The sequence below is a fragment of the Alteraurantiacibacter aquimixticola genome, from assembly GCF_004965515.1.
GTDB classification, from domain to species: Bacteria; Pseudomonadota; Alphaproteobacteria; order Sphingomonadales; family Sphingomonadaceae; genus Alteraurantiacibacter; species Alteraurantiacibacter aquimixticola.
Genome location: NZ_SSHH01000001.1, coordinates 916,992 through 940,429, shown reverse-complemented (window position 1 = coordinate 940,429; position 23,438 = coordinate 916,992). Strand labels below are relative to the sequence as shown.

Here is a 23,438-nt window from a genome sequence, read left to right as displayed (position 1 = left end):
TTCAGTTGCGCTGGAGGATCGGGGCGAGGTGGGATCGGGTGACGCCCCATGCGGGAAGCAGTGCGGCGAGCGTGCCGACCGCGAGCGTTGCGAGGAAAAGGACGCCCTCTCCCGCACCGATCCGCCCGGCCACGATCCCGGCATCGGACACGCCTTGCCAGGCTCGGCTGGCGGCCCACAGCATCGCATGCGCCAAGGCGATCCCTGCGAGGGCTGCGAGCCCCGCTGTCATGACGCCTTCGAGAAGGACCGTACGGAAGATTGCTCCTCTGCTGGCCCCCATCACACGCAGCAGTGCAAGGTCCGGCTGGCGGCTTCGCATGGTCGACCACAGGCTGATGAAAATCGCCAGTGCCCCGGCAATCGCCAGTAGCAGGGCAAAGGCGCCCACCGCGCGGATCGCCGGCTCGAACAGCAGGATCAGGCGCGTACTCTCGCGCGCTGGCGAAGCCGCCTGGAGGTTCGTGCCGCGATTGATGTATGACGGCAGCCTGACTGCCGCTGAAGGATTGCGATAGCTGAGCAGGATGGCGGTGATTTCGGCCTCGCCTTCATGGAGGCCTTCCTTGGCCTCGTCATGAGCGTGTTCGTCCTCATGTCCGCCCTCACCGGCCTCCTCGTCATGATGCTCGATGCCGTGGACATCCCAGACGCTTTCGACACTGGTCAGGATCAGCCGGTCGACGGGCTTGCCAGTCGGCGCAAGGATGCCGACCACCTCGAACGGAGTTGCCTCGTGACCCTCACCTTCATCGCCTGCCGCCAGTCCATGACTGCCGACGAAGCGCTGGCCGATGCGTGCCCCGGTGGTACGCGCGACCTCGGCACCGATCACGGCTTCGAATGGCCGGGCATATGGCCGGCCTCGGGCGAGATGCGCGTCGTACAGCTCCAGCAGCGCTGCCTCGGTGCCGACGATGCGGAAGCCGTCGAACTGGTCACCGAGTGCAAGGGGGATGGCCGAGGCGACCAGTGGATTGCTGCGCAAGCGCTCCAGCTCCGCCAGCGGGATGTTCCCGGTCGGCCGGTCGAGATGATAGACGCTCGACAGGACCAGCTGTAGCGGCGATCCCTTGGCGCCCACGACCAGGTCGATCCCCTCGGCTCCGGCCAGGAAGCGCTCCTCGCTTTGCCTTGCAAATTGCAGCAGCAGCACCAGCATGGCGACCGGGATCGCCAGGAGTATGACGTTGAGCGCCGAGGTGAGGCGATTTTCGCCGAGATAGGCAAGCACCAGCCTGATCATGCCGGGACTCCCTCGAGCGCGATCGCCTTGTCGAAAAAGGGGCGCAGGCGGACATCATGCGTTGCCACCAGCAACCCCGTCCCGTGATCGGAGGCAAGGCGCAGGAGCATGTCCGCAACCCTGGCGGCATTGGCATCGTCTAGCGCCGATGTCGGTTCGTCCGCGATCAGCAGGCTGGGCCGTGCGATCAGTGCGCGCGCCACGGCGGCACGCTGCGCCTGACCTTGGCTAAGCTGGTGGGGCCGGGCGTTGGCTTTCTCCCCAATGCCCAGCTCATCCAGCAGGAGCGCAATATCCGTTTGCGAAGCCGCGCGTCCTGCAAGCCGGGCCGCCAGCTGCAAATTCCCCGCGACGCTGAGCGCCGAAACGAGGCGCAGCGACTGGAATACCACCGCGACATGCCGCTTGCGCACGGCATCGCGCGCCGCCTCCGCCCCCTGCGAAATGGCCTCCCCCGCAATCCGTATCTCACCGCTGCGCGGTTTCAGGAACCCGCAGATTAGGTTGATAAGCGTTGACTTGCCCGAGCCCGAAGGCCCGACAAGCAGGCATTGCCCGCCCATGGGCAGGGTCATGCTGAAATTGTGGAACAGTGCCGGCCCGCCAAAATCGTGGCTGACTTCGTCGATCTGCAGAAGGGCGTTCACTGATACTCCTCCCAAGCCGACGGCGCGGATGAGCATTGTTCGCACAGGCCGCAAAGCTCGATCACGGCTCGGGAAGTGCTGAAGCCGGCACCTTGCGCATGTTCGCGCAGGGCGTCGGCAAGGTGGGCGACGGACGGAAACCTGAGAGCACCGCACCGTTCGCAATAGAGGATAGCCCCGCCATCTTCGCCGCCAGCGCAATAGGCATGGAGACTTTCGATGCGTCGCACCGCACCTTCACTGCAAAGCCGGCCGAGCGAGCGATAGACCTGTTGCGGGGCCACCTTCTCGCCTTGCGAAGCCAGATGCTCGACCAGGTCATAAGCCGACATTGGACGGTTCCGCTCTCGCACCGCGGTAGACACCAGCTCATCCACCTTGAGCGGTGCGCGGCGCTTGGCGCCACCGGCTTGCGAGCTCAGACGTGGCAATGTCCTCTCCCGCGCCAGTTGAGGACATGCGCACTTGCCAGCAGGATCGCACCGGTGCTCGCAATCCATGGTTCGGCAGGGTGCCCCAGCATCACAACGCCGATAGCCATCAAGGCAAGCCCCATGCTGCCCAGAACCAGCGGCCTGCGGCGACCGCCTCGGCGTGCGGTGCGCCACAGGATCAGCAGAGAGAACGGCAGGGCCGCGAGCAGGAACCAGAAGTGGAAGCTCTCAGGTAGATCGAGCCAGCTCGTCCATGCCGGAAGCAGCGCGATGAGCACCGGAAGTGCCAGGCAATGAATCATGCAGGCGACCGAAGCCGCGATGGCGATGCCGTCCAGCCAGTTTGTAGGCCTGCCGCTCGCCGTGCTCATGCGCCCTCCTCCCCAACCGGAAAGGCCGGCGTGTCGATGACCAGGATCAGCCGGCGGACACAAAGATCACCGGCAGGCGGAGAGCGGTGGAAGCAGGGTTCGTGCCCCTCTGCGAAAAGGCGGCCCTTGAACAGGCCGATCCAGCCCGGTTGCATCGACCACAGGTTCGCCTTCGTCGGGTCCGCGCCTTGCCGAAGCACTTGCGTGGCGGGACCGGCATAAGTCGTGATCAGGCGAACATCGGTGACATCGGCGTGGATCTTGCGGCAGGCATTCGTTGTGATCCCCTCGAGGCGCAGGCGGACCTCATCCACGCCCATCAGTGCCGCAAACCGATAGGCAAGGTCGGCAATATCGTCTGCCAGAACAGCGGGCAGCGGAGCGAGCGCAACGCTTGCCTGTCCCGGCCGCCCACTCGCTACCCGATCGAAGGGTGCTTCAGCCAGAAGGTCCTCCGCCGCCGATCGCAAGCGGGCGTTGTCCCGCCGCTCGACAAGCAACGATTGGTCAGCGTCGCGGATGGCTTCCCATGCATTGGACGCCAGAGCGGGCGATCGCAGGATTGTTGCACTGGCCATGTCAGTACCTCCCGCTCAGCGTCACACGGAAGTTTCGTGGCGCGCCGGGCATGGTCCAGACATTGGCGTAGGAATTGGCGATATAGGCCTTGTCGAAAATGTTATCGACATCGGCACGGAGCGAGAAGTTCTCGTTGACCGCCCAGGTCGCATCGGCCCGCGCGATGGTATAGCCGGGCAGCATGTAGCCCGTGCCGAAAGGATCGCCGACGCGCTCACCCACATGGCTGATGCCGCCGCCTATCGTGACCGGACCGAGGCTCTTGCTGGCATAGATCGCACCCGAATGTTCGGGGACATTTGACAGCCGCGTGCCCACCAGGTCGGCGGCCTGGTCCTCGCGAATGGTCGCGTCGAGATAGCTGTAGACAGCAGTGACAAAGAAGCCGTCGAGGTCGAGCGTCACTTCGGTTTCCAAGCCGCGCGAACGCTGGCGGCCGATCTGCGTCTTGAGGAAGGGATCGACGGCATTAGGATTGAGCACGTTTCGCTTCGTCATCGTGAAGACCGCCGCCTGGCCGCGCAATGCACCGTCCAGAAGCTCGTACTTCATGCCGACTTCGGCTGAATCGCTCTCCTCCGCGTCGAAAGTGTTGAAACCGTCCGACGGGTTGAGGCGCAGCGATTCACCCCAGCTGGTGTAGATCGAGAAGGACGGCGAAACCGCCCATGTGATCGCGGCGCGCGGCGTGATGCCGTCGTCCTCGGTCAGCAATTGCGCACCGCCATTGAGATTGTCAGTGACCGTCTCTGCAAAATTGTTCCAGCGGGCACCCAGCAGGATGGTGACATCGCCCAGGCTGATCAGGTCCTGCGCGTAAACGCTCTCGCTACGGAAGGAGATTGCCCGATTGCTGAAAGGCAGCGTGTCGGGAAGGGGCTGGCCGTAAACCGGATCAAACAAGTCGATCAGCAGGATCGGGTCGCTCGAGCTGCCGCGAACACGCTGGAGTTCCGCGTCCATGCCGTGACGCACGCGATCGACCCCGATGCGCAGATCGTGTTCGAGGCCAAGAAACTGCGCTTCGGCCGTCAGCTCTGCCCGCAGGGAGAGATCGTCCCACGAATAGTCCGTGTAGCGCCGCTGGCGTCCGGCCGTCCGGCCATCGGCCTGCACACCACGTCCGCCGAAATCGACCATGGTCGAAAGGCCATCAAGGCTGCCGTCGCGATGGGAGAAGCCCAGCTCCAGCGCCACGCTGTCCGACAGGGCGGCGAAGAGGCTGCCCTGCTGCCACAGGATTTCCTGCGCGATCCGGCCATCGCCGGCTTCGCCAAGGAACGTGCGCACATCCATCGCCAGCGCATCGCCATCGAGGCCAACGATCCCGCGATCGAAGGTCGATCGGTTGCGCATATATTCGGCCTGGTAGAGCAGGCGGATATCCCGGCTGGGCGTGAAAGCTATCGAGGGTGCAATCAGCTCGCGATTGCTGGTGACATTGTCGCGAAAGCTCTCCCTGTCTTCGAGCACGCCGATCAGCCGGACCGCAAGCGTATCGGCCAGCGGGCCGCCGACATCGCCGGTCAGGCGCAGGCTGTCCCAGCTCCCATAGCTGGCCGAGGCCGCTGCATGGGCATGGTCCTGAGGTGCCTTGGTGACGATATTGAGCGAGCCACCCGGCTCGCCGCGCCCAGAGAGCGCCGCCGCCGCGCCTTTGAGGAACTCGAAACGCTCGACAGTTGCCGTGTCGATCGGGGCGTTGAAACCAAGATTACTTCCGAAGCGATTGATCAGGATGTCGGGCCCAGTATTCTCGTCACCTGCAAAGCCGCGGATCGAGTATTTGTCCCACAACCCGCCAAAATCGTTCTGCCGCGCGACGCCCCCTGCAAGGTCGATCACATCGTTCAGCCGGTCTGCGCCGATCCTCTCGAGCGTTTCGGAATCGATCACCCGCACGCTTTGAGGATAGTCCTGCAGCGACGTGTCCGATCCGGTGATGCTGGCACTCGCATCGCGCAGGGCGGTGACGATAATCTCGTCGTCTGCACCATCTTCTTGTGCCGCCGCCGGAGCGGCGATGAGAGCCATTCCCGACGTCGATAGGGCAAGCGCTATCCGCTGCGAAAACTTCATATTCCCCCTCATTTCTATGAACGAATCGTGATACATTATATCATTCTTGCTGCCTTTGAGGTGCGTCAGACGAAGAGTCAATGAGATGTTATATTACCTCATTGACTCTTCGTCGGATCGGGGCGATTGAGCGGCGATATGAGTGATTCTTCCGCTTCGCAGGCGCCGATCCGTATTGACGGTCTCTCCCTCTCAAGAAGCGGACGGACCGTGCTGAGCAACCTCTCCTTGTCGGTCGAAGCCGGCCAGGCCTATGCGCTCCTTGGCGGCAATGGCGCGGGCAAGTCGACTACGATTGCCGCACTGCTCGGCCTGCTTCCGGCGGAAGGCGGCGTGATGGAAGTGGCGGGGATCGATCCGGTCGAGGCCCCCGAAGCTGCGCGGCGGGTGATCGGCTACCTCCCTGAGAATGTGGCGCTCTACGAGCAACTCGATGCCTATGAGAATATCGCCTATTTCCTCGCCCTGGGCGGTGCGCGACCATCGAGAGCCGCGATTGATGAGGCGCTGGATGCGGCAGGCCTGGAAGCTGATGCAAGGAGACTGCGAACTGCCGATTATTCGAAGGGAATGCGCCAGAAGGTCGCCATCGCCATGGCCTTGCTCCGCGATGTGCCGGTACTGCTGCTGGATGAGCCGACCAGCGGCCTCGATCCTCGCGCGACGGCCGATTTCAATGCGCTAGTTAGGCAGCTCAAGGCGCGCGGCACGGCGATCCTGATGGTCACGCATGACCTTCTCGGCGCCGCCGACTGCGCCGATCTTATCGGCTTCCTTGCGAAAGGCCGGATCGTCGAGGAAGTCGCCACCGGTCCCAACCTTGACGTGATGGCCCTGCATCATCGCTATGGCGAAGCGGCTGCGGCATGAGTAGTCTTCGACTGGTCGCGCGCAATGAATGGCAGCTTATGCGGCGAAGCCGTGTCGCCCAGATCGCCATTGCCTTGCTGCTGGTGCTCGCCGGTATCGCTGCGATCACGTCCATCGCACATCGCAATGCCAATGACGACTTGCGGGCGCGCTTCCAGGCGCAGGCGAATAGCGAGTTCGACGGACAGCCTGCGCGGCACCCGCACCGCATGGTCCATTACGGCCACTTCGTGTTCCGCCCGCTACCGCCGCTCGCCGCTTTCGATCCGGGCGTGGACGCCTTCACCGGCAGCACGATCTTCCTCGAGGGGCACCGGCAGAACAGCGCGAATTTCGGCGATGTGAGGCAATCATCCTTGCTGGCGCGCTTCGGCCAACTGACGCCGGCCTTCGTGTTGCAGGCATTGGCCCCTCTGGTGCTGATCTTTGTCGGCTTTGGCCTGATTGCGCGCGAACGAGAGGCAGGCACATTGCGCCTGCTGACCGCATCCGGTGCCAGCCCCGGCGCGATCCTTGGCGGCAAGGCGCTCGCGCTGAGCGGCGTTGCGGCGCTCATGCTCATCCCGGCCGGCCTGGCACTACTCTGGATGATGGCAGCCGAAGGGGCCGGAGCTGTCGCGGCGGGATCCCTGCTCCTCGGATATGCGACCTATCTGGCGGTCTGGGTGGCGGCCATTGCAGGCGTTTCCGCCATTGCGAGCACGCCGCGAGCAGCATTGATCGCGCTGCTTGCGATGTGGGCGGTGGCGACCGTCCTCCTTCCCCGCGTGGCCCCCGAAGCGGCCTTGTCCGTCGATCCGCTCACCACCAAGCTGGAAACCGACATCGCCATCCAGCGCGAACTAAGGGAAATCGGCGACAGCCATGATCCCGATGACCCGCATTTCGAGGAGTTCAAGACATCGGTGCTGCAGGAATACGGTGTCGACCGGATCGAGGACCTGCCGTTCAATTATAACGGCCTGCTGGCGATGGAAGGCGAGACGCTGACCTCCAGCCTGTTCGATCAATATGCGGCACGCGAGACGGCGCAGGAGAAGCGCCATGCCGCCATCGTCACCAGCTTCGGCGTGATCAGCCCCACCATTGCGCTCAACCGCCTGTCGATTACTCTGGCCGGAACGGGGATGGATGGCCACCGCCGGTTCCTTGAGCAGGCGGAGGCCTATCGCTTCGCCATCGTCCAGCAACTGAACCAACTGCAGGCCGAGGCGGTGACGTTCGCCGATGACAGCACGCGCAACAGCGATCCCGTCGCTGGCCGCCGCGTACGGATCGACCCGGAACACTGGCACGAGGTGCCGGACTTCACCTATCGCGGCGCGACCACGGGCGAGCGGCTACAGGCTGCCGCAGCGCCTGCGCTAATCTTGCTTTTCTGGCTACTCGTGGCCGGCCTGTTCCTTCGCGAAGCACGCAATTACGTGTTGGGAGCGCATTGATGGCGCTCTGGCTTCACGAATTACGCCTGTTCGCGCGGCAGCGCGTGGCTGCTCCTGCGCTTCTTCTGCTCTTGATGTTGGGTAGCATGAGCGTGTGGAACGGGCTTTCGGAGATTGCCCACCAGCGCGACGTGATCGAGCGTATCCAACCCCAGCAGGAGGCCGACATTTCCGCCGTGGCCGATTTCGTAACACTGGACGGCGATCCCGGCTATGCCGCCTATTACACCTATCACGCCACATGGGACGATCCATCGGACCTGGCCTTCGCCGCACTCGGCCAGCGTGACGTGGCCCCCTATGTGCTGCGCGTGAACGCACTCGCGCTCGAGGCACAGATCCACAACAATGAGCGCTACAACGCCGAACTGGCTCTTCCCGGCAAGTTCGACTGGGCCTTCGTGCTGACCTATATCGCGCCGCTGGTCCTGATCGTCCTGCTGCACGACCTTGCCTCATCGGAGAGGGAAGCGGGCCGGCTGAACCTGCTCCAATCGCTGGCATCGAACACGAGGACGTTTTGGATCCGCCGCGTGACCTTGCGCTACTTGCTCGCATTGGCGGTAATTGTGCTGCCGTTCCTGTTCGGCGCTGCGATTGCAGGAAGCAGCATCGGCGACAGTCTTGCGGTATCGGCAATGACTGCACTTTACCTCACCTTCTGGACTGCGGCCTCGCTGCTGGTCGGCAGGCTGCGCTGGAACAGCGCGGCCAATGCCGGAGTGCTGGCGGCCAGCTGGTTCATGATCGTGCTTGTCCTTCCCGCGCTGGCCCACCTCGGGATCAACGCCGCGATCCCCGTCAGGCAGGGAGTGGAGCTTACCCTCGCGCAACGCGAAACGGTCCATGCGGGCTGGGACAAGCCCAAGCCGGAAACCATGGCCGCCTTCGGAGAACTCTATCAGGAATGGCGCGACACTCCGCCAATCGAAGGCGGGTTCCACTGGAAATGGTATTATGCCTTCCAGCATCTCGGCGATGTGTCGGTTGAGGACGAGACGCTCGCCTATCGCGAGGGACTTGAGGCGCGAGACCGCTGGACACGGAGGGTCGGCTATCTGCTCCCGCCTGTCGCGCTTCAGCATGCCCTGCATCGGCGCGCCGAAACTGATCTGAGAGCGCAGCTAACCTATCAGGATCGCATCCGGGACTATCACGGGCGGCTTCGCGAGTTCTACTACCCCTTTATCTTCAACGAACAGGAATTCAGCCGACAGGATTTCGCGCGGGCACCACTCTGGTCGAGATGAGCGTCGCATGCATCGCCAAGCTGTCCTCAAGCTTTCGGGAGCGGGAGGCCGATTCCCCTACCCAGCCAAACGAACCGGTCCCGGTGCCTGCCGCCGCGCGAATATGCGCCTGAGGCGCTGTTCGACGTCGTCCACCAGCGTGAAGACAACGGGCACGACCAGAAGGCTCAACGCGGTCGAAGTCAGCAGTCCGCCAATCACGGCCAGCGCCATCGGCTGCCGGAAGCTGGCATCGGCGCCATAGCCGAGCGCTATCGGCGCCATTCCGGCGATCATTGCCACGGTTGTCATCACGATCGGGCGCGCCCGCATACGACAGGCATGGACAAGCGCGTCATGGCGGGTCCTGCCATGATCGGCGATGCCGAGAATGGCGTGTTCGACCAGAAGGATCGAATTCTTGGTGACGATCCCCATCAACATGACCATGCCGATCATGGTTGGCATGCTGAGCGAGCTGCCCATCAGCACCAGCGCCACGAATGCCCCGCCAATCGAAAGCGGGATCGCCGACAGGATCGTGACCGGCTGCATGAAGTCCTTGAACAGCAATATCAGCACACAGAAGATGGCCAGCAGCCCGCCCACCAGCGCGGTCGCGAAACCGGATTCCAACTCCTCCCCGATCTCCGCACCCCCGCCTGCAATCACCGAGACCGCCGCCGGCAGGTCCGCAACGGCTGGCAAGGCATTGACCTGCGCCAGCACCTCCCCTTGCGGCATCCCGTTGAGATCGGCGGTTAGCTGGATGAAGCGCTGCCGATCATAGCGATCGATCTGCGCCGGCCCGCTCCCCATCGATAGCTCCGCCACGCTGGAAAGCGGCACCAGCCCTTCGCGGCCGGATACGCGCAAATTCTCGAACGTCTCGATGCTGCGGCGGGCCTCGTCCGGCAGGCGCACCCTGATGTAGAGCTGCCGGTTGTCGAGGTTGAGGCGGGCAACCTGGGCATCGAAATCCCCCGAAGTAGCAACCCGGACGACCTCGCCAATCTCGTCCGTCGTCACGCCGCGTTCCGCCGCGCGCGGCAAGTCGGGCCGGATCACGATTTCGGGCTGTTCCAGGCTGGCGGTGGAATTGATGTTGGACAGCCCTTCGATGCCGCGCATCTGGCGTTCGATATCGCGCGACACCGCCTTCAGGCTCTGCGGATCGTCGCTTGCCAGCACGAGCTCGAGCCGCTCCAGCCCCTCGCCAATGGCGAAGCGCACACCGGCTACGGAGGCGAGGCGCTCACGCATCATCGCCTCGATCTCCGTCTTTCTTGGCCGCTCGCCGCGCGGGGCAAGCAGGACGGTCACCGACGCGCGCCGTACGGCACCGGCCTGATCATCTCCGCCAGCGCCAACGGCAACGAAGACATGCTCCACGCCTTCGACCTCGCTGATCGCCGCGCGCACTTCCTCCGCGACCCCAGTCGTCGCCGCAAGCGGGCTTCCCGGCGGCAATTCGAAGGAAAGCCGCGTGGAACTGCGGTCGTCGGGCGGCAGGAAGCCTGTCGGGATCAGCGGAAGCAAGGCCAGCGAAGCGCCCAGGAACGCAGTGGTCACGAACATCGTGATGCGGCGATGGGAGAGGCACCATTGCACCGCGCCGATATAGGGCCGCATCACACGGTCGCTTTCGCTGGCATGTGCCGCATCGCCCTTGAGGAAATGGGCGGCGAGCATCGGCGTAAGCAGCCGGGCCACGAGCAGCGACATCACCACCGCGATAACGGCAGTCCAGCCGAACGATCGAAAGATCAGGCCGGGAATGCCACCCATCATGGCGGTGGGCAGGAATACGGCGACAAGCGTCAGGGTGGTTGCGATCACCGCCTTGGCGATTTCCTCCACCGCCTCTTCGGTCGCCTGCATGACCGATTTTCCCTGCCTGCGGTGCCGTTCGATATTCTCCACCTCGACAATCGCATCGTCGACCAGGATGCCGACCACCACCGTCAGCGCCAGCAGTGTCAGCGTGTTGAGCGAGAAGCCGAACCACGCCATGGCGGCAAAGGTCGGCAGGATCGAAAGCGGCAGGGCGGTGGCGGCAATCGCCGTGGCGCGCCAGTCGCGCAGGAACAGCCAGACGACCACGATCGACAGCAAGGCGCCCTCGTAGAGCATCGACATCGACCCGTCATATTGTTCGAGCGTGTAGTCGACCGAGCCACCCACGGGTGTGAGTTGGATATCGGGATATTGTTCCTTCAGGCGATCAAGCGCCGCATAGACCCCGTCAGCCACCGCGACTTCGCCCGTTCCCTTGGCACGGATCACCTCGAAGGCGACCACCGGCTTGCCATCCAGCAAGGCCAGTTGCGTGCGATCGGCAGCGCCGTCCTCAATGATCGCCAGCTGCTCCAGGCGAAGCTGTTGCCCGTTGGAGAGGATGACCGGCAGTCTTGCCAGTTCGCTCGCCTCGGCCATCAGCGAAACGGTACGGACCGATTGTTCCGCGCCGCTCAACTGCGCCCGCCCGCCCGACGATTGCTGCTGCATCTCGCGCAAGGCCCGCGACACGTCACCGACCGTCGCCCCCACTGCGGCAAGGCGCGTGGGATCGATGGTCACCGCAACCTCGCGCTCGATGCCGCCAACGCGGTTGACGCGCCCGACGCCCGGCACCGTGCGCACCGTGCGAGTCAGCGTATCGTCGACAAACCAGGAGAGTTCCGCCTCATCCATCCGGCTGGAGGAGATTGCATAGGCAAGCGCGGTGCCGGTGCCGAAATTGTTGGCGGTCACATTGGGCTGGAGCAGGTCGGAGGGCAGGTCAGAACGGGCGGAATCGACCGCATCCTTGGTCTCTATCAGCGCATCGGAAAGCAGCTTGTCGAGATCGAAACTCGCCTGGATCTGCACCGTGCCATCGGTGATCGTCGTGTTGGTGTGCTTGAGGCCGTCCAGCGAGGCCAGCGCGTCCTCCAGTGGCCGGGCGACCTCGGTTTCGAGTTGGGCAGGCGCCGCCCCGGGTAGAACCGCGGTCACCGACACGGTGGGCAAGGCAAGGTCGGGAAGGTCCTGGATCTGCAGGCCCATGAAACCGCGAATTCCGGCCACCGCCAGCAGAATGAACAGCAGGATCGGCGGGATCGGATTGCGGATCGACCAGGTGGCGAAACTCATGGCCGCCCTGCTCCCTCGCTTACTAGCTGCACCACGTCGCCATCATTGAGAAATGCCGCCCCCCTGCGGGCCAGGCGTTCATTTCCCGCAAGCCCCGTCAGGATTTCGATCCTCCCGCCCTGCCGACGGCCAGTCCGGACTTCGCGCAGGGTGATATGGTGCGCAGTTTCTGCATCGCCGCCGGAAACCAGCGCGACATAGTTTCGCCCGTCGCGCAGGATGATGCATTCCGCCGGTACCGCCAAAGCAGCGGCTTCTCCGGTCGAGACGATGCCGGTGACATACATGCCGGACTGTGCCCGGTTGCCGGGCGAGATATCGGCAAAAACGATGGCGAGGCGCGACTGGGCATCCATCGAAGGCGCGATCTGGCGAACCGTTGCACTGGCACTGCCGCCATCGGGAAGTTCGAGATCGATTGCCTGACCGCGTACGATCGAGCCGAGCTGCTCTGCCGTGAATTCCCCGCGCCACTCCAGCCGGTTCTGCCGGATCATCCGGAACAGTTCCTCGCCCGGAGGCACCACCGCGCCCAATGTGGCCGTGCGGGCGGAGATGACGCCGTGGTCGGGCGCGCGAATGGAAGTGTATCTGAGCTCAAGCCGCTTCGCTTCGAGCATGGCCCGCGTTGTGCGCACTTCGGTCTCATAGGCCAGCGCTTCCTGCTCGCTGATGCCGCCTACTTCCTTCAGGCCGCGCGCACGTTGATCATTTGCGACAGCCTGCTGGTGGCTTGCCAGAAGCTGTGCTTCTTCCGCCTGCAGCAATGCCGGATTCAGCCGGGCAAGGACCTGTCCGCGCCGGACATGGTCCCCCACATTCACGCGCACCTCGACAAGCTGGTAGCTTCCGATCTGCGTGCCGATGCTGGCTTCCTGCCAAGGGGCAATGACGCCGGATGCGGACAGTGTCACAGGCCAGGTTTGCCGCTCCGGCACCGCAGTCGTCACTGTCAGCGAAGGTCGGCTCGTATCGCTGGCTGGCTGATCCCCCTCGCCTGATGAGAAATAGGAATAGGCCGCGATTGCCAGGGCGAGCGCAGCGGCCAGCGCCGGAAGCAGCCAGCGCCTGCGATGCGAGCTGGCGTCCAGTTCAAACTCATTTTCCTCAAGGGCATTTTCGTCCCGAGGCACGTCATCGGTGCCGGAATTCATTGATCCATCGTCCTGTTCATGCTGATCGCGCGACCGCCTTCGGCGCTTCCTGCGTCCGATACCGGCCCGCTGGCGCGGACAAGTGCCACCCACGCCCTGGCGTCATCGGCGGCTGCGATGAGCGTGCTCTCCCGGGCGCGGATGAACTGGCGCCGGCTTTCTTCGAGTTCGTAGCGGGCAATGGCTCCCGCGCGCCAACGCGCCTCGTCTGCACGCAGGGCAAGCCGGGCAGCGCTGGCCGCGTCAGAAGTGGTTGTCCTGCGGGCACCGGCGGATTGTCTTGCCGCCAGTGCGTCCTCCACATCGCGGGCGGCGCTGCGCGTTGCGCCGAGCAATTGGGCAACCGCTTCGCGGTAATCGGCCTCCGCTCCCGAAACTGCGGCCGTTCCGGCTCCGCCATCGAATAGCGGACCAGCGATGCTGGCGCCGCCCGTGGCGTTGGCGAACACGTCCCCGGCCCCTGCAACCCGCAGCCACTGCCCCGTCAGAAGTGCCGCCAGGTCGAGGCGCGGCAGCCGTTCGGCGCGTGCCACCGCGATTTCCGACCACCGGGCGGCTGCTTCGCGCTCCGCCGCAACGACGGCGGGATGATGCAGGAGAACCGTCGCGGGCAGCCCTGGCGCAAAGGCAGGCGGCCTGGGCATTCCGTCTGAAAGCAGGCTGGAAGCCGCACCTTCATTCGCAATCCATTGGCGCTCCGGCGCAAAACCCTTTTCAATCGTCGGAGCATCCAGACCGCTAAGCGCCACGAGGGCGTTAAGCCGATAGCGGCAGCTCTCCTCCTGCATGATGCGATCGGTACGGGCAGTAGCAAGATTGCTCTCGATCCCGGCCACCGCGCCCGGCGCGATTGCCCCGAAGCCAAGCCTGGCGCGGGCAATCACCAGCTCGGTTTCGCGTGAGGCAATGTCGTGATCGCGCAGTACCAGCGTGAGATTGCATGCCCGCAGCGCGAGGGCCGTGTCGGCAATTTCCGCGATGAGCGCCAGCCGCGCCGCCTCGGCATCGGCATTGCGCGCCGCCAGCCGATGGCGGGCAGCCGCTGCATTCTCCCTTACGCGGCCCCACAAGTCGATCTCCCATGACAGGCGCAGGCCTGCGGAAGCCGAAAGCTGGTCGGGGTTTCCGGCTGAACCTGCATTTCCGGAGCCCGAGACACCGCCCTCGTAACCGATATTCGGCACCTTGCCCGCATCGGCGGCTGACAGCGCCGCGCGAGCGCGGTCCACACGCGCGGCAGCCTCGGCGAGCGAGGGATTGTCGCGCAAACCGGCAGCGACAAGCTCGTCGATCGCCGGGTCTTCCAGCAGCATCCACCAACCATCGCGGTCGAGTTGCAGGGCCGACGCATCCGCTTCAACCGGGTTGTGCCACGTCGTCGGAACCGGGTCAGCCGGACGCTGGTAGGGGGGCTGAAGGGCGCAGCCGCCAAGCGATATCCACGCAATGCATGCCAATGCTCGTACGAACTGCGCCCCGCGACCCGCAGGGCTGTTGCTCCGGCGGAAAACCATGGTGTCAGAAACGGTAACCGACGAAGGCCAGCACATAGGGGCTGGTCCTCCGCTCCACTATCGGGCTGTTCCTTACATCTCCGAGCAGCGTGGTGACGCCCGCATTGACGCCCATGCTGATCCGATCCGTGACGAGATACATCGACCCCAGTTCCGCCTTGGCATCGAGAAAGCCGCTGCCGGTGGAGAACTGCGACAGCCCTGAAGCCGTCGATTGCGCGGCGTTCACGCCGAAATAGCGATCATTGTGCTTCGCATCGGCCCAGCGCACGCCGACCGAGGGCATCAGCATGAAGCTCTCATTGATGAAAACCGGGCGCGAGACAGTGGCATCGGCCACGAAGCCCCCGGTGCTTCCGGTCACGATCTGCATCCCGCCAAGGGTGGCTTCGAAACCTGCCTGGCGCAGCTTCACGAAACCCCTGGCGCCGACACCGAAAGAAAGCTTCCCGATCCCTTCCGGGGCATCGGACGCCCGATAATTGTCCGCCATCGTGACGCCTGCGCCGATGGTGACGTTTTCCGTGTCGATCAGGTTGAGCCCAATGCCATCCTCGAAATTCGCGAAGAAGCGATCATACTTGATGTCGACAACCGGCAGGGGCTGAAAACGGTAACTGTCCGAACCGAGATAGCCCGGCTCATACATACCACCCACGCCGATCACGAACTGGTCGCCGCCCATGGGCGGGCCGCCCGGCGGCTGGTCATCCTGGGCGAATGCGGCCGAATGCCACAATGCAAGCGGCGCAAGGGCCAAGGTGGCCAGTGATGCGGGGAATTTCTGCGGCAAGCGAATCTGCATGGGGGTAGGACTCCTTTGGTGAAGTCGCACCCCTGGAAGTCCTACCTTCCGCCAACCTTTCGGCTCAGCCCGATTTCGCGCTAGCTCGCGAATTCGTGATTGCCATGTAGCCAAGCCCGCGAAGGGTCCTGATCGCAACGTCGGCATCCAGCTCTGCCAGCTTCGCGCGTACGCGGTGGATGTGAACGTGGATCGAGTTTTCGGTGTAGTCTTCCTCCAGCGAGTGGATGCTGTCGCCCAGCTGGGTCTTGGTGATCACGCGGTTGGGTGCCCGCAGGAAACGTTCGATGACGATGCTCTCCCCGCGTGAGAGGCTGGTTCGGCGGTCGCCTACCACCAGCTCATTCGAAGCCCGGTCAAAGCCCAGATTGCCCAGGCAGACGACGTCTTCCGCGAGTGCAAGCGGCCGCCGCGCCAAGGCCCTCAGCCGTGCCACCAGTTCTTCGATCGCGAACGGCTTGACGAGGTAATCGTCAGCTCCGGTTTCAAGTCCGCGCACCCTCTCGTCTACCGAACCGAGCGCAGTCAGCAATATGACCGGCGTGGAGATTCCCGCCGCGCGCACGCGCAGTAGCAGGTCCAGCCCGTCCTGCGGTTCCAGCCCCGCCTCGGGCGCGAGCATTATGTCGAGAATGGCGGCATCATATTGCGACGATCGCCAGGCGTGCCAGCCATCCTCCGCATCCCTGAACCAGTCCACCGCCAAGCCCGATCGCGCCAGCGCCTTGCACGTGGCTTCGCCAAGCCTGGGGCTATCCTCGACAAACAGCACCTTCATGCTGCTGCACCCGACGGAGAGCCGCCCGTGTGCGCGGAGGTCGCAGCCCGGGAAGAGAAATCGAGGATGAAGCGCGCACCGACCTCCGTGGGTTCCAGCCAGGCCTCGCCATCATGCAGCTCCATGATCCGGCTCACTATCGAAAGTCCCAGCCCGGCACCCGCGCCATGGGGGTCGGACTTGCTGAAGCGCTGGAACAATCGGGGTCGCAAATGATCGGCCACTCCGGGGCCGTCGTCGGCTACACAGATCTTTCCTTGGGGATCGACCGATACAATGACCTCGCTGTCGGAATGCGTGTGGCGCAGTGCATTTTCGAGCAGGTTGCGGATCGCGATTTCTACCAGCTCCGGCACTCCGGTGCATTCGCAGCGCTCCATCTCGTGCTCGAAAGAAATGTTTTTGCCGGCCGCCAGAAACACCCCTGCTGCATCGCTTGCCGCATTGCGGGCCAGCTGGACCAGATCGAACCGAGTCTGGTCGAGCTCCCCGCCATTTTCCGCTTCCGCCAGGGCGAGCAGCTGCGAAATCAGCCGCGCCAGCCGGTCGAATTCCTCCGTCGCGCTCAGGCGATCCTGCGCATCCAGCACGCTTTCCACCTGCGCACGAAGGGTTGCGAGCGGCGTGCGCAGTTCATGTGCGGCATTCGCCGAAAAATCGCGCTGGGCCCTTAGCCCTGCCTCCATCCGGTCGAGCGCCGCATTGAAGGAGGTGACAAGGGGCGCGATCTCGCGCGGTGTCTCATCCAGCGGCAGCCGCTCGGAAATATTGGCCGGCCCGATGCCGGCCGCACGTTCCGATATGCGGTGCAAGGATCGCATGCTCAGCTTGAGCGCGATGATGATACCGCCCATCATCAATGCCATCCATATCAGGAACAGCGGCAGGTTCGCCGCAACCTCTCGCACCAGCCTGATCGGCGCCAATCGCTGGCTGAGGCTGAGCCTGTCGTCACCGGGTATGACCCCAAGGATCTGCACCGCAACGAAGACCAGCGTCATCACCAGGACGACCGAAAAGAACAGCGCCCAGGTCAGCGAATAGCTCCCCTGTGGCGTTGAACCCTTGGGACGTATGCGCAGCAGCTTGGCGGGGATCACGCGTAATTCACTCGATTGAAATTCAACGAAGTTGGCTTCTGCCGGAACTGCTTACCAGTATAGCGTGTGAAGCTTGCGCCAACCTTTCGCGGCTTTCGTGACCTCCGGTCCAGTGAGAACAGATTGCGCAACTCAAGGCCATGGGAAGTGATGATCGCTAAATTGGCAGAGGGCAGCACCCATTGATGACTCGCTCACGAACTCAATTGGCGATCTGCCTGCCAACATCTTATGCGGGCGCGCCACTAATTTCCAGGCCTGCCCGGTCGAGCCGTTGACCTCCCCGGCCAGGGCAAGACGTCCTCCGAAGCAGGCTGCTCAGACACGGGAATCAGCCACGGTCGACCGGCTCCGCGCCATCTTCCGCTCGCAGAGTGTGTAGTGTAATCTGAGCCCGAGGCTTCTACCAGCTACGAGTAGAGCCTTGGGTCGTTTTGGCGCCCGTTGCTGGGCGTGATGGCAACAACCGTATCGTGGGCATGCCCCGATACGGTTTGCCGATTGATCCTGCCCCGATCTCGGCCGGGGTTCTGGGCCCGAGGCTCGAGTAGGGCCGGAAGTGGTTGTAGTCGTGCCGCCAGGTTTCCAGCTCTTAGCGGGCGTGGGCCAGGCTGGTGAAGATCGTCTCGTTCAAGAGCTCGTCCCGCAGGCGTGCATTGAAGCTCTCGATGAACCCGTTCTGGTAGGGCTTGCCCGGCGCGATATAGTGCCACTCGACGTTGCGCTCCTTGCTCCAGCGCAGGATCCCTATGCTGGTCGGTTCGGTGCCGTAGTCGCTGACGATCGTGTGTGGGCGTGCCATCCTCTCGAAGACCGCCGCATCGAGCTCACGTCCGACCCGTGCGCCGGAGATCGACGTATCGGGGATCAGGCGCACGCACTCCCGGCTGTAGTCATCGACCACGGCGAAGATCCGGAACCGCCGCCCGCAGGCGAAGGCATCGGACACTTCCCGCCCGCCATACCTCGACTTCCACTGGTAAAAGGTCGCCGAACCGATCCCATGGCGGCGGCATACGTCCGCCGTCACCATCCCCGCTTCCTGCTCCTTCAATACAGTGATGATCTGCTCCTCGCTGAACCTGCTCCGCTTCATCCGTCCGTCTCCTTGGTAAGGGTCGGACTCTACTTATCTGGAGGAAATCTGGGGGCTCAGACCAATTCCCGCACCACTAATTGGTGGACCATAAAGCATGCGTTGGATCGCTTGTGAGCAGCAGTTCGACCAGCATAAAAATCGCGTGGATGCCGCACGCCCGTTTTTCGTTTAGTTCGAGACCATGAGGTTAACCCGGACGAAGGAAAGAACGTGAATAGCCGAACATTGGTGCGCGCTGCGCTGGATTGCCTGATCTTCCTGGTTGCGGTGACCGGCACCTACCTCGCGCAGCAAGCCGATCGCCCGATTACTGCCGTCCTGATCTTCCTGACCGGCGTAATACTAATTGCTTTCCGTTCGGGCCTCGCAAGCGCGCTTGCCGCGGCGATCGCCGCCTCATTCGTATACAATTTCTTCCTCAGCGAACCGACATTCCGGTTCGGAATCACAAGCGCGGACGAGGCAGTTCCGCTGCTGGCATTCAACATCGCCGCCATTCTTGCAGGTGCCCTTATAGGCCGCCTCAAGGATTCCGCGCAGAAGGCGCATACCGCCCAGTCCGAGACGGCCTTCCTCCTGACGGTGAGCGATCGATTGCAATCGGCAGTGAAACTGAAGGATGTAGAGCTTGCCATCCGGGGAATAATCCCGCGACAAGGCGTGAAATCGGTCCACATCTTCCTCGCGAAAGGCAAAGCCTATGTCCAGCCGTCGACCGGCGAGGTCGAGTTTGACCAGCTAAAGCCCTTTATGGATGACGCAGAGCAAGAGCGTGAGACGGGGAAACCCGTTTTCATGGAGCTTGCAGGCGCGCGCGGGACGCTTGGTCTGGTGAAGTTCCTCCTGGTGGATATGACGCCAGACCGAAGCATGATGTCCAACCTCAAATCGATCGCGGCCCTGTTGGCGCTGGCCGTGGAGCGTTGTCTCCTGCTTGAGGAAGCGGCCGAGGCAAAGGCCGCAGCACGAAGCGAAACGCTGAAGGACGCGTTGCTTTCCTCGGTTTCACACGACCTTCGCACGCCCGTGACAGTCATACAGGCCGCGGCCGGGGCCTTGCGATCGACTGAAGTTTCACTGCCCGATCAGGAGCGCCAGAAATTCCTGAACTCTATCCTGGAACAATGCGCAAGACTGGACCGCTACACAGCCGAACTGCTCGATGTCGGACGTATCCAGTCGGGCATCACCGAAGATCAGCTCGAAATTATTGACCTGAACGAGATTGTCCTGCTTGCCATGAAGCACGCACAGGCGGTGCACCCGTCGCTGAAGCTCGAACGCAATATCCCCTCGAAGGCGGCATTCGTTCGAGCAAACGGGGCCATGCTGGAGCAGGCGATCTACAACGTCATCGACAACGCCCAGAAATACGGCGGACAGAACGGCCCTGTCCGGGTTGAGATGACGAGCAAGGAGGCGCGGGTGACGTTGAACATCACAGATAGCGGCCCCGGTATCTTTGAGCACGAGAGGCCGTATGTCTTCACCCGCTTCTTCAAGGGCGGCAAGGAAAGTTCGAAAAGCGGAATGGGCTTGGGTCTGTTCATCGCCAAAGGCTTCGTCGAGGCGTTCTCTGGAACGATATCGATGGAATCCCCGCTGGAAACCGGGAATGGCGCGCGCGTCACAATCGAGCTCCCTCTTGCGCAATCCCCTGATGCGGCGGCAGCGGCCTGATGAATATCCTGATCGTAGATGACGAACCATCGATCATAGAAACATTGAGACCGGTTCTCTCATCGCTTGGCCACGATGTGATCGATGCCGCCAATGGCGCTGAGGCGTTGAACGCGATCGAGGGCGCAGCCCTGGACCTCGTGCTCCTGGACTTGGGATTGCCCGACACGGATGGCTGCGACCTGATTGCCCCCGTCAAGGATCGGGCGAAGGCGAGCCTGATTGTCATCTCGGCCCGTCACCTTGAGAAAGACAAGGTCAGGGCGCTCGACCTTGGTGCCGATGACTATGTCGACAAGCCGTTCGGGCTGGACGAGTTGCTTGCCCGAATACGGGTCGTGGAACGACGGCGCGCGGAAACATACGGGGCCGCGGTGTCTCGTTACCAGTCTGACGATCTGGTGGTCGACTTCGGCCGGCGCGAGGTGATCCTGATGGACGAACCGATCCATCTCTCGCCCAAGGAATTCGCCCTGTTCGAACTCCTCGTTCGCAATTCGGGGCATGTGGTCACGCAGCGGCAATTGATGATCGCGGGATGGTCAAGCCCAACTGTAGATGGGCAATATCTGCGCAGCTACATGTCCATGCTGCGCGACAAGCTCGAAGCAGACCCGTCCGATCCCGAACTGATCCTGACCGAGCCGGGCGTCGGCTACCGACTGGCAATCATGATGGAACCCCAAGCGTAGCGACTGGTAGTCGGAAGGCTGCCGGGATGGCGGCTTTTTGGGGGCAAGCTGACCTTCCGACTACCAATCATTGTCAAGGAGGCAGGGGTTCGGAGCACTCCAGACTTTGCTCTCTTACGAGGAGAATCCTCTTCGCGTTGCAACGGGATTTTTATGCGACGCGTGAAAATCCCATACTAACTCAGCACAAGCACCAAACTCTATTCGAAGATCAGATTGTTGATCAGACAATCCGAATCGGAGTTTTCAAATCATGTCTCGTTCGTCACACGCTTTGCTGATCCTTACGGCAGCTCTTGCCACTTCCGCCTGTTCCAAAAAAACCCCCGAGGACCTTCCTCCTCCTCCGACCACCAGCCCGGCCCAGACCCGGACCGAAGAACGCGCACCCTCGATCATCCCCGGCAGCCAGGCGGACTTTGTGCGGCAGATGGCCGGCAAGGATATCATCTATTTCGACACCGACCGTTTCAATATCGATGACATCGATGCCACCGCACTGCAGACGCAGGCGCAATGGCTTGCGCGCTATCCGAACAAGCGCGCCACGATCGAAGGTCATGCCGACGAACGCGGAACCCGCGAATACAACCTCGCACTGGGCGAAAGGCGCTCGAATGCGGCAAGAAACTATCTCGTCTCGCTGGGTGTCGATGCATCACGGCTGACCGCAGTCAGCTATGGCAAGGAGCGGCCCGTCGCACTTGGCGCAAATGAGAGCGCTTGGGCGCAGAACCGCCGCGCAGTGACGATCACGATCGACTGAGCGCTGATCGAAAGAAAGAAAAATGGAACCGGCAATGCGGAATGGTGCGGGTCGGCTCCTGCGTCCTGTCGCAATCACCGCGACAGGACGCTGAACCATGGAATTTCTAGCAGAGCTGGGTTTCCATGAAATCCTTCCGTTCATCCTGATCGGCTTTGCCGCGCAGTTGATCGATGGCGCGCTGGGAATGGCGTTCGGCGTTGTCACACAGACGCTGCTGGTCGCCGGACTTGGCCTCCCTCCCGCAACAGCATCGGCAAGCGTCCACATCGTCGAAGTGTTTACGACCGGCGCATCGGGCGCGAGCCATTTGTGGAGACGGAACATCAATTGGCCGTTGTTCTGGCGGCTGGTTCCCGCCGGGGTGATCGGCGGCGTGACCGGGGCGTACCTGCTCTCGAACATCGATGCTTCGGCGGCAAAACCATACGTCATGCTCTATCTTGCAGCGATCGGTGTCCTTATCTTTTTCAAGGCACTGTTCATGGGGCGCACACCGCGCATCAGGGACCCGAAATACACACGTCCCCTGGCCTTGACCGGAGGGTTTCTGGACGCGGCGGGTGGCGGTGGCTGGGGTCCGGTGGTCACTTCCAACCTGCTGGTTCAGGGAAGCGATCCGCGCACAACGATCGGGACGGTGAATTCCGCCGAGTTCGTGCTGACGATCGCGGTCTCGGTGACCTTCATAGCTGCGCTGGGACTGGCTGCCTTCTCGATCGCCATTGTTGGTCTCGTAATTGGCGGAGTGATCGCCGCGCCCATCGGCGCAATCCTCGTCAGCAAGGTCCGCCCGCGCGTTCTGTTGTTCCTGGTCGCTGGAGTGCTGACCGTTACCAGCATCTACGGTCTCATCTCCGCATGGCCATTCTGAGCGATCGATACATGAGACAGCTGATCCTGCTTCCTTTTCTCGCTCTGGCCGCAAGCTGCGCATCGCTGCCGTCGGCATCGACCGTGGGAGCCATTGCCAATAGCTTGACCAGCCCAAGCGACCAGCCAGAAATGGCGCCGATCGACTTGCGCCGGCTTCAAACTCGCGAATACCGGGACGCCAAGCCCGCCGTGTTCGCCGCGACGATGGCTGTCCTGATGGACGTTGGTTATCGTATCCAGTCAGCCGATATCGGCAGCGGCTTGATCATCGCGAGCGCAACTTCGGTAGAAAAGGTCAAGCTGGACCTTCGCGGGCTTGTCGCGACCCGCCAGACGCCAATCGCATCGGTTTTTGTTGAACAAACAGGCGATGGAAGCCGGTTGAGAGTGAATTTGACAATTAGCGATGCGCCAACCGGCACAGCCGGGCCAGGAGAGCGCGCAATACGAGACGAAGGGGTCTACGCGACCTTCTTCGGACAGCTTGAATCAGAACTTCGTACACGCAGGGTGGCAGAAGCGGTGGAGCCCGCTGAGCCGCAGGTTCCCCATGAGGGACCATCAGCTTCGGATGCTAATGAAGCTGACATGATCGCAGACCATGCACTGACATCTTGGGAGAACACGCGGGATCCGCCCGTTCTGCCCCTGACAATGGTTGGTGAACCGCTCAGTGAGGAGACCGAAACGTCACCCAATCGATACAGACAGCTGTTTCCGAACTGATCAACCCGACAAGCGGACCGCGCTGGGCGAGGTATCGAGTAACAGGTCCAGATACAAGCGGCGGAACAGGCCGTTCAGCCAGCGGTAGGTCGCCTGCGCGTATCCGCCAAGCCAAGCCAGCCACCCATGACCGGACTGATAAGACCCTAGGTGTGCTTCGACAACAATACACAGCCCAATCCGCGCCTTCGCGCTTGCAAGTTTGAGCGGACTCAA

General features: G+C 62.8%; 20 protein-coding genes and 1 pseudogene. 8 read left to right on the top strand and 13 right to left on the bottom strand.

Annotation, left to right across the window (positions count from 1 at the left end):
• Nucleotide 1: 1 nt before the first annotated feature.
• Genes E5222_RS04315 through E5222_RS04290 form a run of 6 tightly spaced genes read right to left on the bottom strand, consistent with a single transcriptional unit; the run spans nt 2 to nt 5,311 of the window.
• Nucleotides 2-1,246: an ABC transporter permease gene (locus E5222_RS04315; RefSeq protein ID WP_136692466.1), complete on the bottom strand. Its 1,245-nt coding sequence runs from the start codon at nt 1,244-1,246 to the stop codon at nt 2-4.
• Complete coding sequence (locus E5222_RS04310) at nt 1,243-1,893, bottom strand: ABC transporter ATP-binding protein (protein ID WP_246021537.1); 651 nt, start codon at nt 1,891-1,893, stop codon at nt 1,243-1,245. Before E5222_RS04310 ends, E5222_RS04315 begins: the two co-directional genes overlap by 4 nt.
• Nucleotides 1,890-2,324 carry a Fur family transcriptional regulator gene (locus tag E5222_RS04305; RefSeq protein WP_211196084.1) on the bottom strand — a complete coding sequence of 145 codons (435 nt, stop codon included), beginning with the start codon at nt 2,322-2,324 and terminating at the stop codon, nt 1,890-1,892. The genes E5222_RS04310 and E5222_RS04305 overlap by 4 nt, the downstream gene beginning before the upstream one ends.
• Entirely contained in the window at nt 2,312-2,698 is a 387-nt protein-coding gene (locus tag E5222_RS04300; protein WP_136692463.1) for a MerC domain-containing protein, read from the bottom strand. Before E5222_RS04300 ends, E5222_RS04305 begins: the two co-directional genes overlap by 13 nt.
• Nucleotides 2,695-3,276 carry a DUF1826 domain-containing protein gene (locus tag E5222_RS04295; protein ID WP_136692462.1) on the bottom strand — a complete coding sequence of 194 codons (582 nt, stop codon included), beginning with the start codon at nt 3,274-3,276 and terminating at the stop codon, nt 2,695-2,697. Before E5222_RS04295 ends, E5222_RS04300 begins: the two co-directional genes overlap by 4 nt.
• A 1-nt stretch (nt 3,277) precedes the next feature.
• Nucleotides 3,278-5,311, bottom strand: coding sequence for a TonB-dependent siderophore receptor (locus E5222_RS04290; RefSeq protein WP_246021536.1), 2,034 nt, complete (start codon nt 5,309-5,311; stop codon nt 3,278-3,280).
• A 183-nt stretch (nt 5,312-5,494) separates the two neighbouring features.
• Here E5222_RS04290 and E5222_RS04285 point away from each other — a divergent pair, with 183 nt between their 5' ends.
• Genes E5222_RS04285 through E5222_RS04275 form a run of 3 tightly spaced genes read left to right on the top strand, consistent with a single transcriptional unit; the run spans nt 5,495 to nt 8,918 of the window.
• Entirely contained in the window at nt 5,495-6,226 is a 732-nt protein-coding gene (locus E5222_RS04285) for an ABC transporter ATP-binding protein (protein WP_136692460.1), read from the top strand.
• Nucleotides 6,223-7,668: an ABC transporter permease gene (locus E5222_RS04280; protein WP_136692459.1), complete on the top strand. Its 1,446-nt coding sequence runs from the start codon at nt 6,223-6,225 to the stop codon at nt 7,666-7,668. Before E5222_RS04285 ends, E5222_RS04280 begins: the two co-directional genes overlap by 4 nt.
• Nucleotides 7,668-8,918: a DUF3526 domain-containing protein gene (locus E5222_RS04275; RefSeq protein ID WP_136692458.1), complete on the top strand. Its 1,251-nt coding sequence runs from the start codon at nt 7,668-7,670 to the stop codon at nt 8,916-8,918. Before E5222_RS04280 ends, E5222_RS04275 begins: the two co-directional genes overlap by 1 nt.
• Nucleotides 8,919-8,975: 57 nt before the next feature.
• On the opposite strand, the gene E5222_RS04270 is transcribed toward E5222_RS04275, so the two are convergent.
• The 7 genes and pseudogenes from E5222_RS04270 to E5222_RS04240 all read right to left on the bottom strand — a co-directional run bounded on the left by E5222_RS04270 (nt 8,976) and on the right by E5222_RS04240 (nt 18,479).
• A complete protein-coding gene (locus tag E5222_RS04270) occupies nt 8,976-12,032 on the bottom strand; it encodes an efflux RND transporter permease subunit (RefSeq protein ID WP_136692457.1) in 3,057 nt (1,018 codons plus the stop codon).
• Entirely contained in the window at nt 12,029-13,186 is a 1,158-nt protein-coding gene (locus tag E5222_RS04265; RefSeq protein WP_136692456.1) for an efflux RND transporter periplasmic adaptor subunit, read from the bottom strand. Before E5222_RS04265 ends, E5222_RS04270 begins: the two co-directional genes overlap by 4 nt.
• Entirely contained in the window at nt 13,183-14,700 is a 1,518-nt protein-coding gene (locus tag E5222_RS04260) for an efflux transporter outer membrane subunit (protein WP_136692455.1), read from the bottom strand. Before E5222_RS04260 ends, E5222_RS04265 begins: the two co-directional genes overlap by 4 nt.
• 4 nt (nt 14,701-14,704) lie before the next feature.
• Nucleotides 14,705-15,505, bottom strand: a complete 801-nt coding sequence (locus E5222_RS04255; protein ID WP_169053473.1) for a MipA/OmpV family protein — start codon at nt 15,503-15,505, stop codon at nt 14,705-14,707.
• 64 nt (nt 15,506-15,569) lie between these two features.
• Nucleotides 15,570-16,283 carry a response regulator transcription factor gene (locus E5222_RS04250; protein WP_136692453.1) on the bottom strand — a complete coding sequence of 238 codons (714 nt, stop codon included), beginning with the start codon at nt 16,281-16,283 and terminating at the stop codon, nt 15,570-15,572.
• Nucleotides 16,280-17,383: a sensor histidine kinase gene (locus E5222_RS04245; RefSeq protein WP_136692452.1), complete on the bottom strand. Its 1,104-nt coding sequence runs from the start codon at nt 17,381-17,383 to the stop codon at nt 16,280-16,282. The genes E5222_RS04250 and E5222_RS04245 overlap by 4 nt, the downstream gene beginning before the upstream one ends.
• Before the next feature lie 403 nt (nt 17,384-17,786).
• Nucleotides 17,787-18,479 (bottom strand): annotated as a pseudogene (locus E5222_RS04240) (integrase core domain-containing protein).
• Nucleotides 18,480-18,692: 213 nt separating this feature from the next.
• Between E5222_RS04240 and E5222_RS04235 the strand changes: the two are divergent.
• From E5222_RS04235 to E5222_RS04215, 5 genes are all read left to right on the top strand, one after another.
• Nucleotides 18,693-20,162 (top strand): ATP-binding protein, encoded by a 1,470-nt coding sequence (locus E5222_RS04235; RefSeq protein WP_136692451.1) that lies wholly within the window; start codon nt 18,693-18,695, stop codon nt 20,160-20,162.
• Nucleotides 20,162-20,854: a response regulator gene (locus tag E5222_RS04230; protein WP_136692450.1), complete on the top strand. Its 693-nt coding sequence runs from the start codon at nt 20,162-20,164 to the stop codon at nt 20,852-20,854. Before E5222_RS04235 ends, E5222_RS04230 begins: the two co-directional genes overlap by 1 nt.
• 253 nt (nt 20,855-21,107) lie before the next feature.
• Complete coding sequence (pal, locus tag E5222_RS04225; protein ID WP_211196083.1) at nt 21,108-21,620, top strand: peptidoglycan-associated lipoprotein Pal; 513 nt, start codon at nt 21,108-21,110, stop codon at nt 21,618-21,620.
• 97 nt (nt 21,621-21,717) lie between these two features.
• Entirely contained in the window at nt 21,718-22,494 is a 777-nt protein-coding gene (locus E5222_RS04220; protein WP_136692449.1) for a sulfite exporter TauE/SafE family protein, read from the top strand.
• 11 nt (nt 22,495-22,505) lie between these two features.
• The gene (locus E5222_RS04215; protein ID WP_136692448.1) at nt 22,506-23,222 is read left to right on the top strand and encodes a hypothetical protein; all 717 of its coding nucleotides are present in this window, start codon (nt 22,506-22,508) and stop codon (nt 23,220-23,222) included.
• Nucleotides 23,223-23,438 lie beyond the last annotated feature (216 nt).

Coding starts and splice junctions, on each gene's coding strand:
- E5222_RS04300 (WP_136692463.1), bottom strand. CDS start 2,698: ATGAGCACGGCGAGCGGCAGGCCTACAAACTGGCTGGACGGCATCGCC.
- E5222_RS04255 (WP_169053473.1), bottom strand. CDS start 15,505: ATGCAGATTCGCTTGCCGCAGAAATTCCCCGCATCACTGGCCACCTTG.
- E5222_RS04315 (WP_136692466.1), bottom strand. CDS start 1,246: ATGATCAGGCTGGTGCTTGCCTATCTCGGCGAAAATCGCCTCACCTCG.
- E5222_RS04295 (WP_136692462.1), bottom strand. CDS start 3,276: ATGGCCAGTGCAACAATCCTGCGATCGCCCGCTCTGGCGTCCAATGCA.
- E5222_RS04220 (WP_136692449.1), top strand. CDS start 21,718: ATGGAATTTCTAGCAGAGCTGGGTTTCCATGAAATCCTTCCGTTCATC.
- E5222_RS04215 (WP_136692448.1), top strand. CDS start 22,506: ATGAGACAGCTGATCCTGCTTCCTTTTCTCGCTCTGGCCGCAAGCTGC.
- E5222_RS04265 (WP_136692456.1), bottom strand. CDS start 13,186: ATGAATTCCGGCACCGATGACGTGCCTCGGGACGAAAATGCCCTTGAG.
- E5222_RS04230 (WP_136692450.1), top strand. CDS start 20,162: ATGAATATCCTGATCGTAGATGACGAACCATCGATCATAGAAACATTG.
- E5222_RS04270 (WP_136692457.1), bottom strand. CDS start 12,032: ATGAGTTTCGCCACCTGGTCGATCCGCAATCCGATCCCGCCGATCCTG.
- E5222_RS04250 (WP_136692453.1), bottom strand. CDS start 16,283: ATGAAGGTGCTGTTTGTCGAGGATAGCCCCAGGCTTGGCGAAGCCACG.
- E5222_RS04280 (WP_136692459.1), top strand. CDS start 6,223: ATGAGTAGTCTTCGACTGGTCGCGCGCAATGAATGGCAGCTTATGCGG.
- E5222_RS04260 (WP_136692455.1), bottom strand. CDS start 14,700: ATGGTTTTCCGCCGGAGCAACAGCCCTGCGGGTCGCGGGGCGCAGTTC.
- E5222_RS04275 (WP_136692458.1), top strand. CDS start 7,668: ATGGCGCTCTGGCTTCACGAATTACGCCTGTTCGCGCGGCAGCGCGTG.
- pal (WP_211196083.1), top strand. CDS start 21,108: ATGTCTCGTTCGTCACACGCTTTGCTGATCCTTACGGCAGCTCTTGCC.
- E5222_RS04285 (WP_136692460.1), top strand. CDS start 5,495: ATGAGTGATTCTTCCGCTTCGCAGGCGCCGATCCGTATTGACGGTCTC.
- E5222_RS04290 (WP_246021536.1), bottom strand. CDS start 5,311: ATGGCTCTCATCGCCGCTCCGGCGGCGGCACAAGAAGATGGTGCAGAC.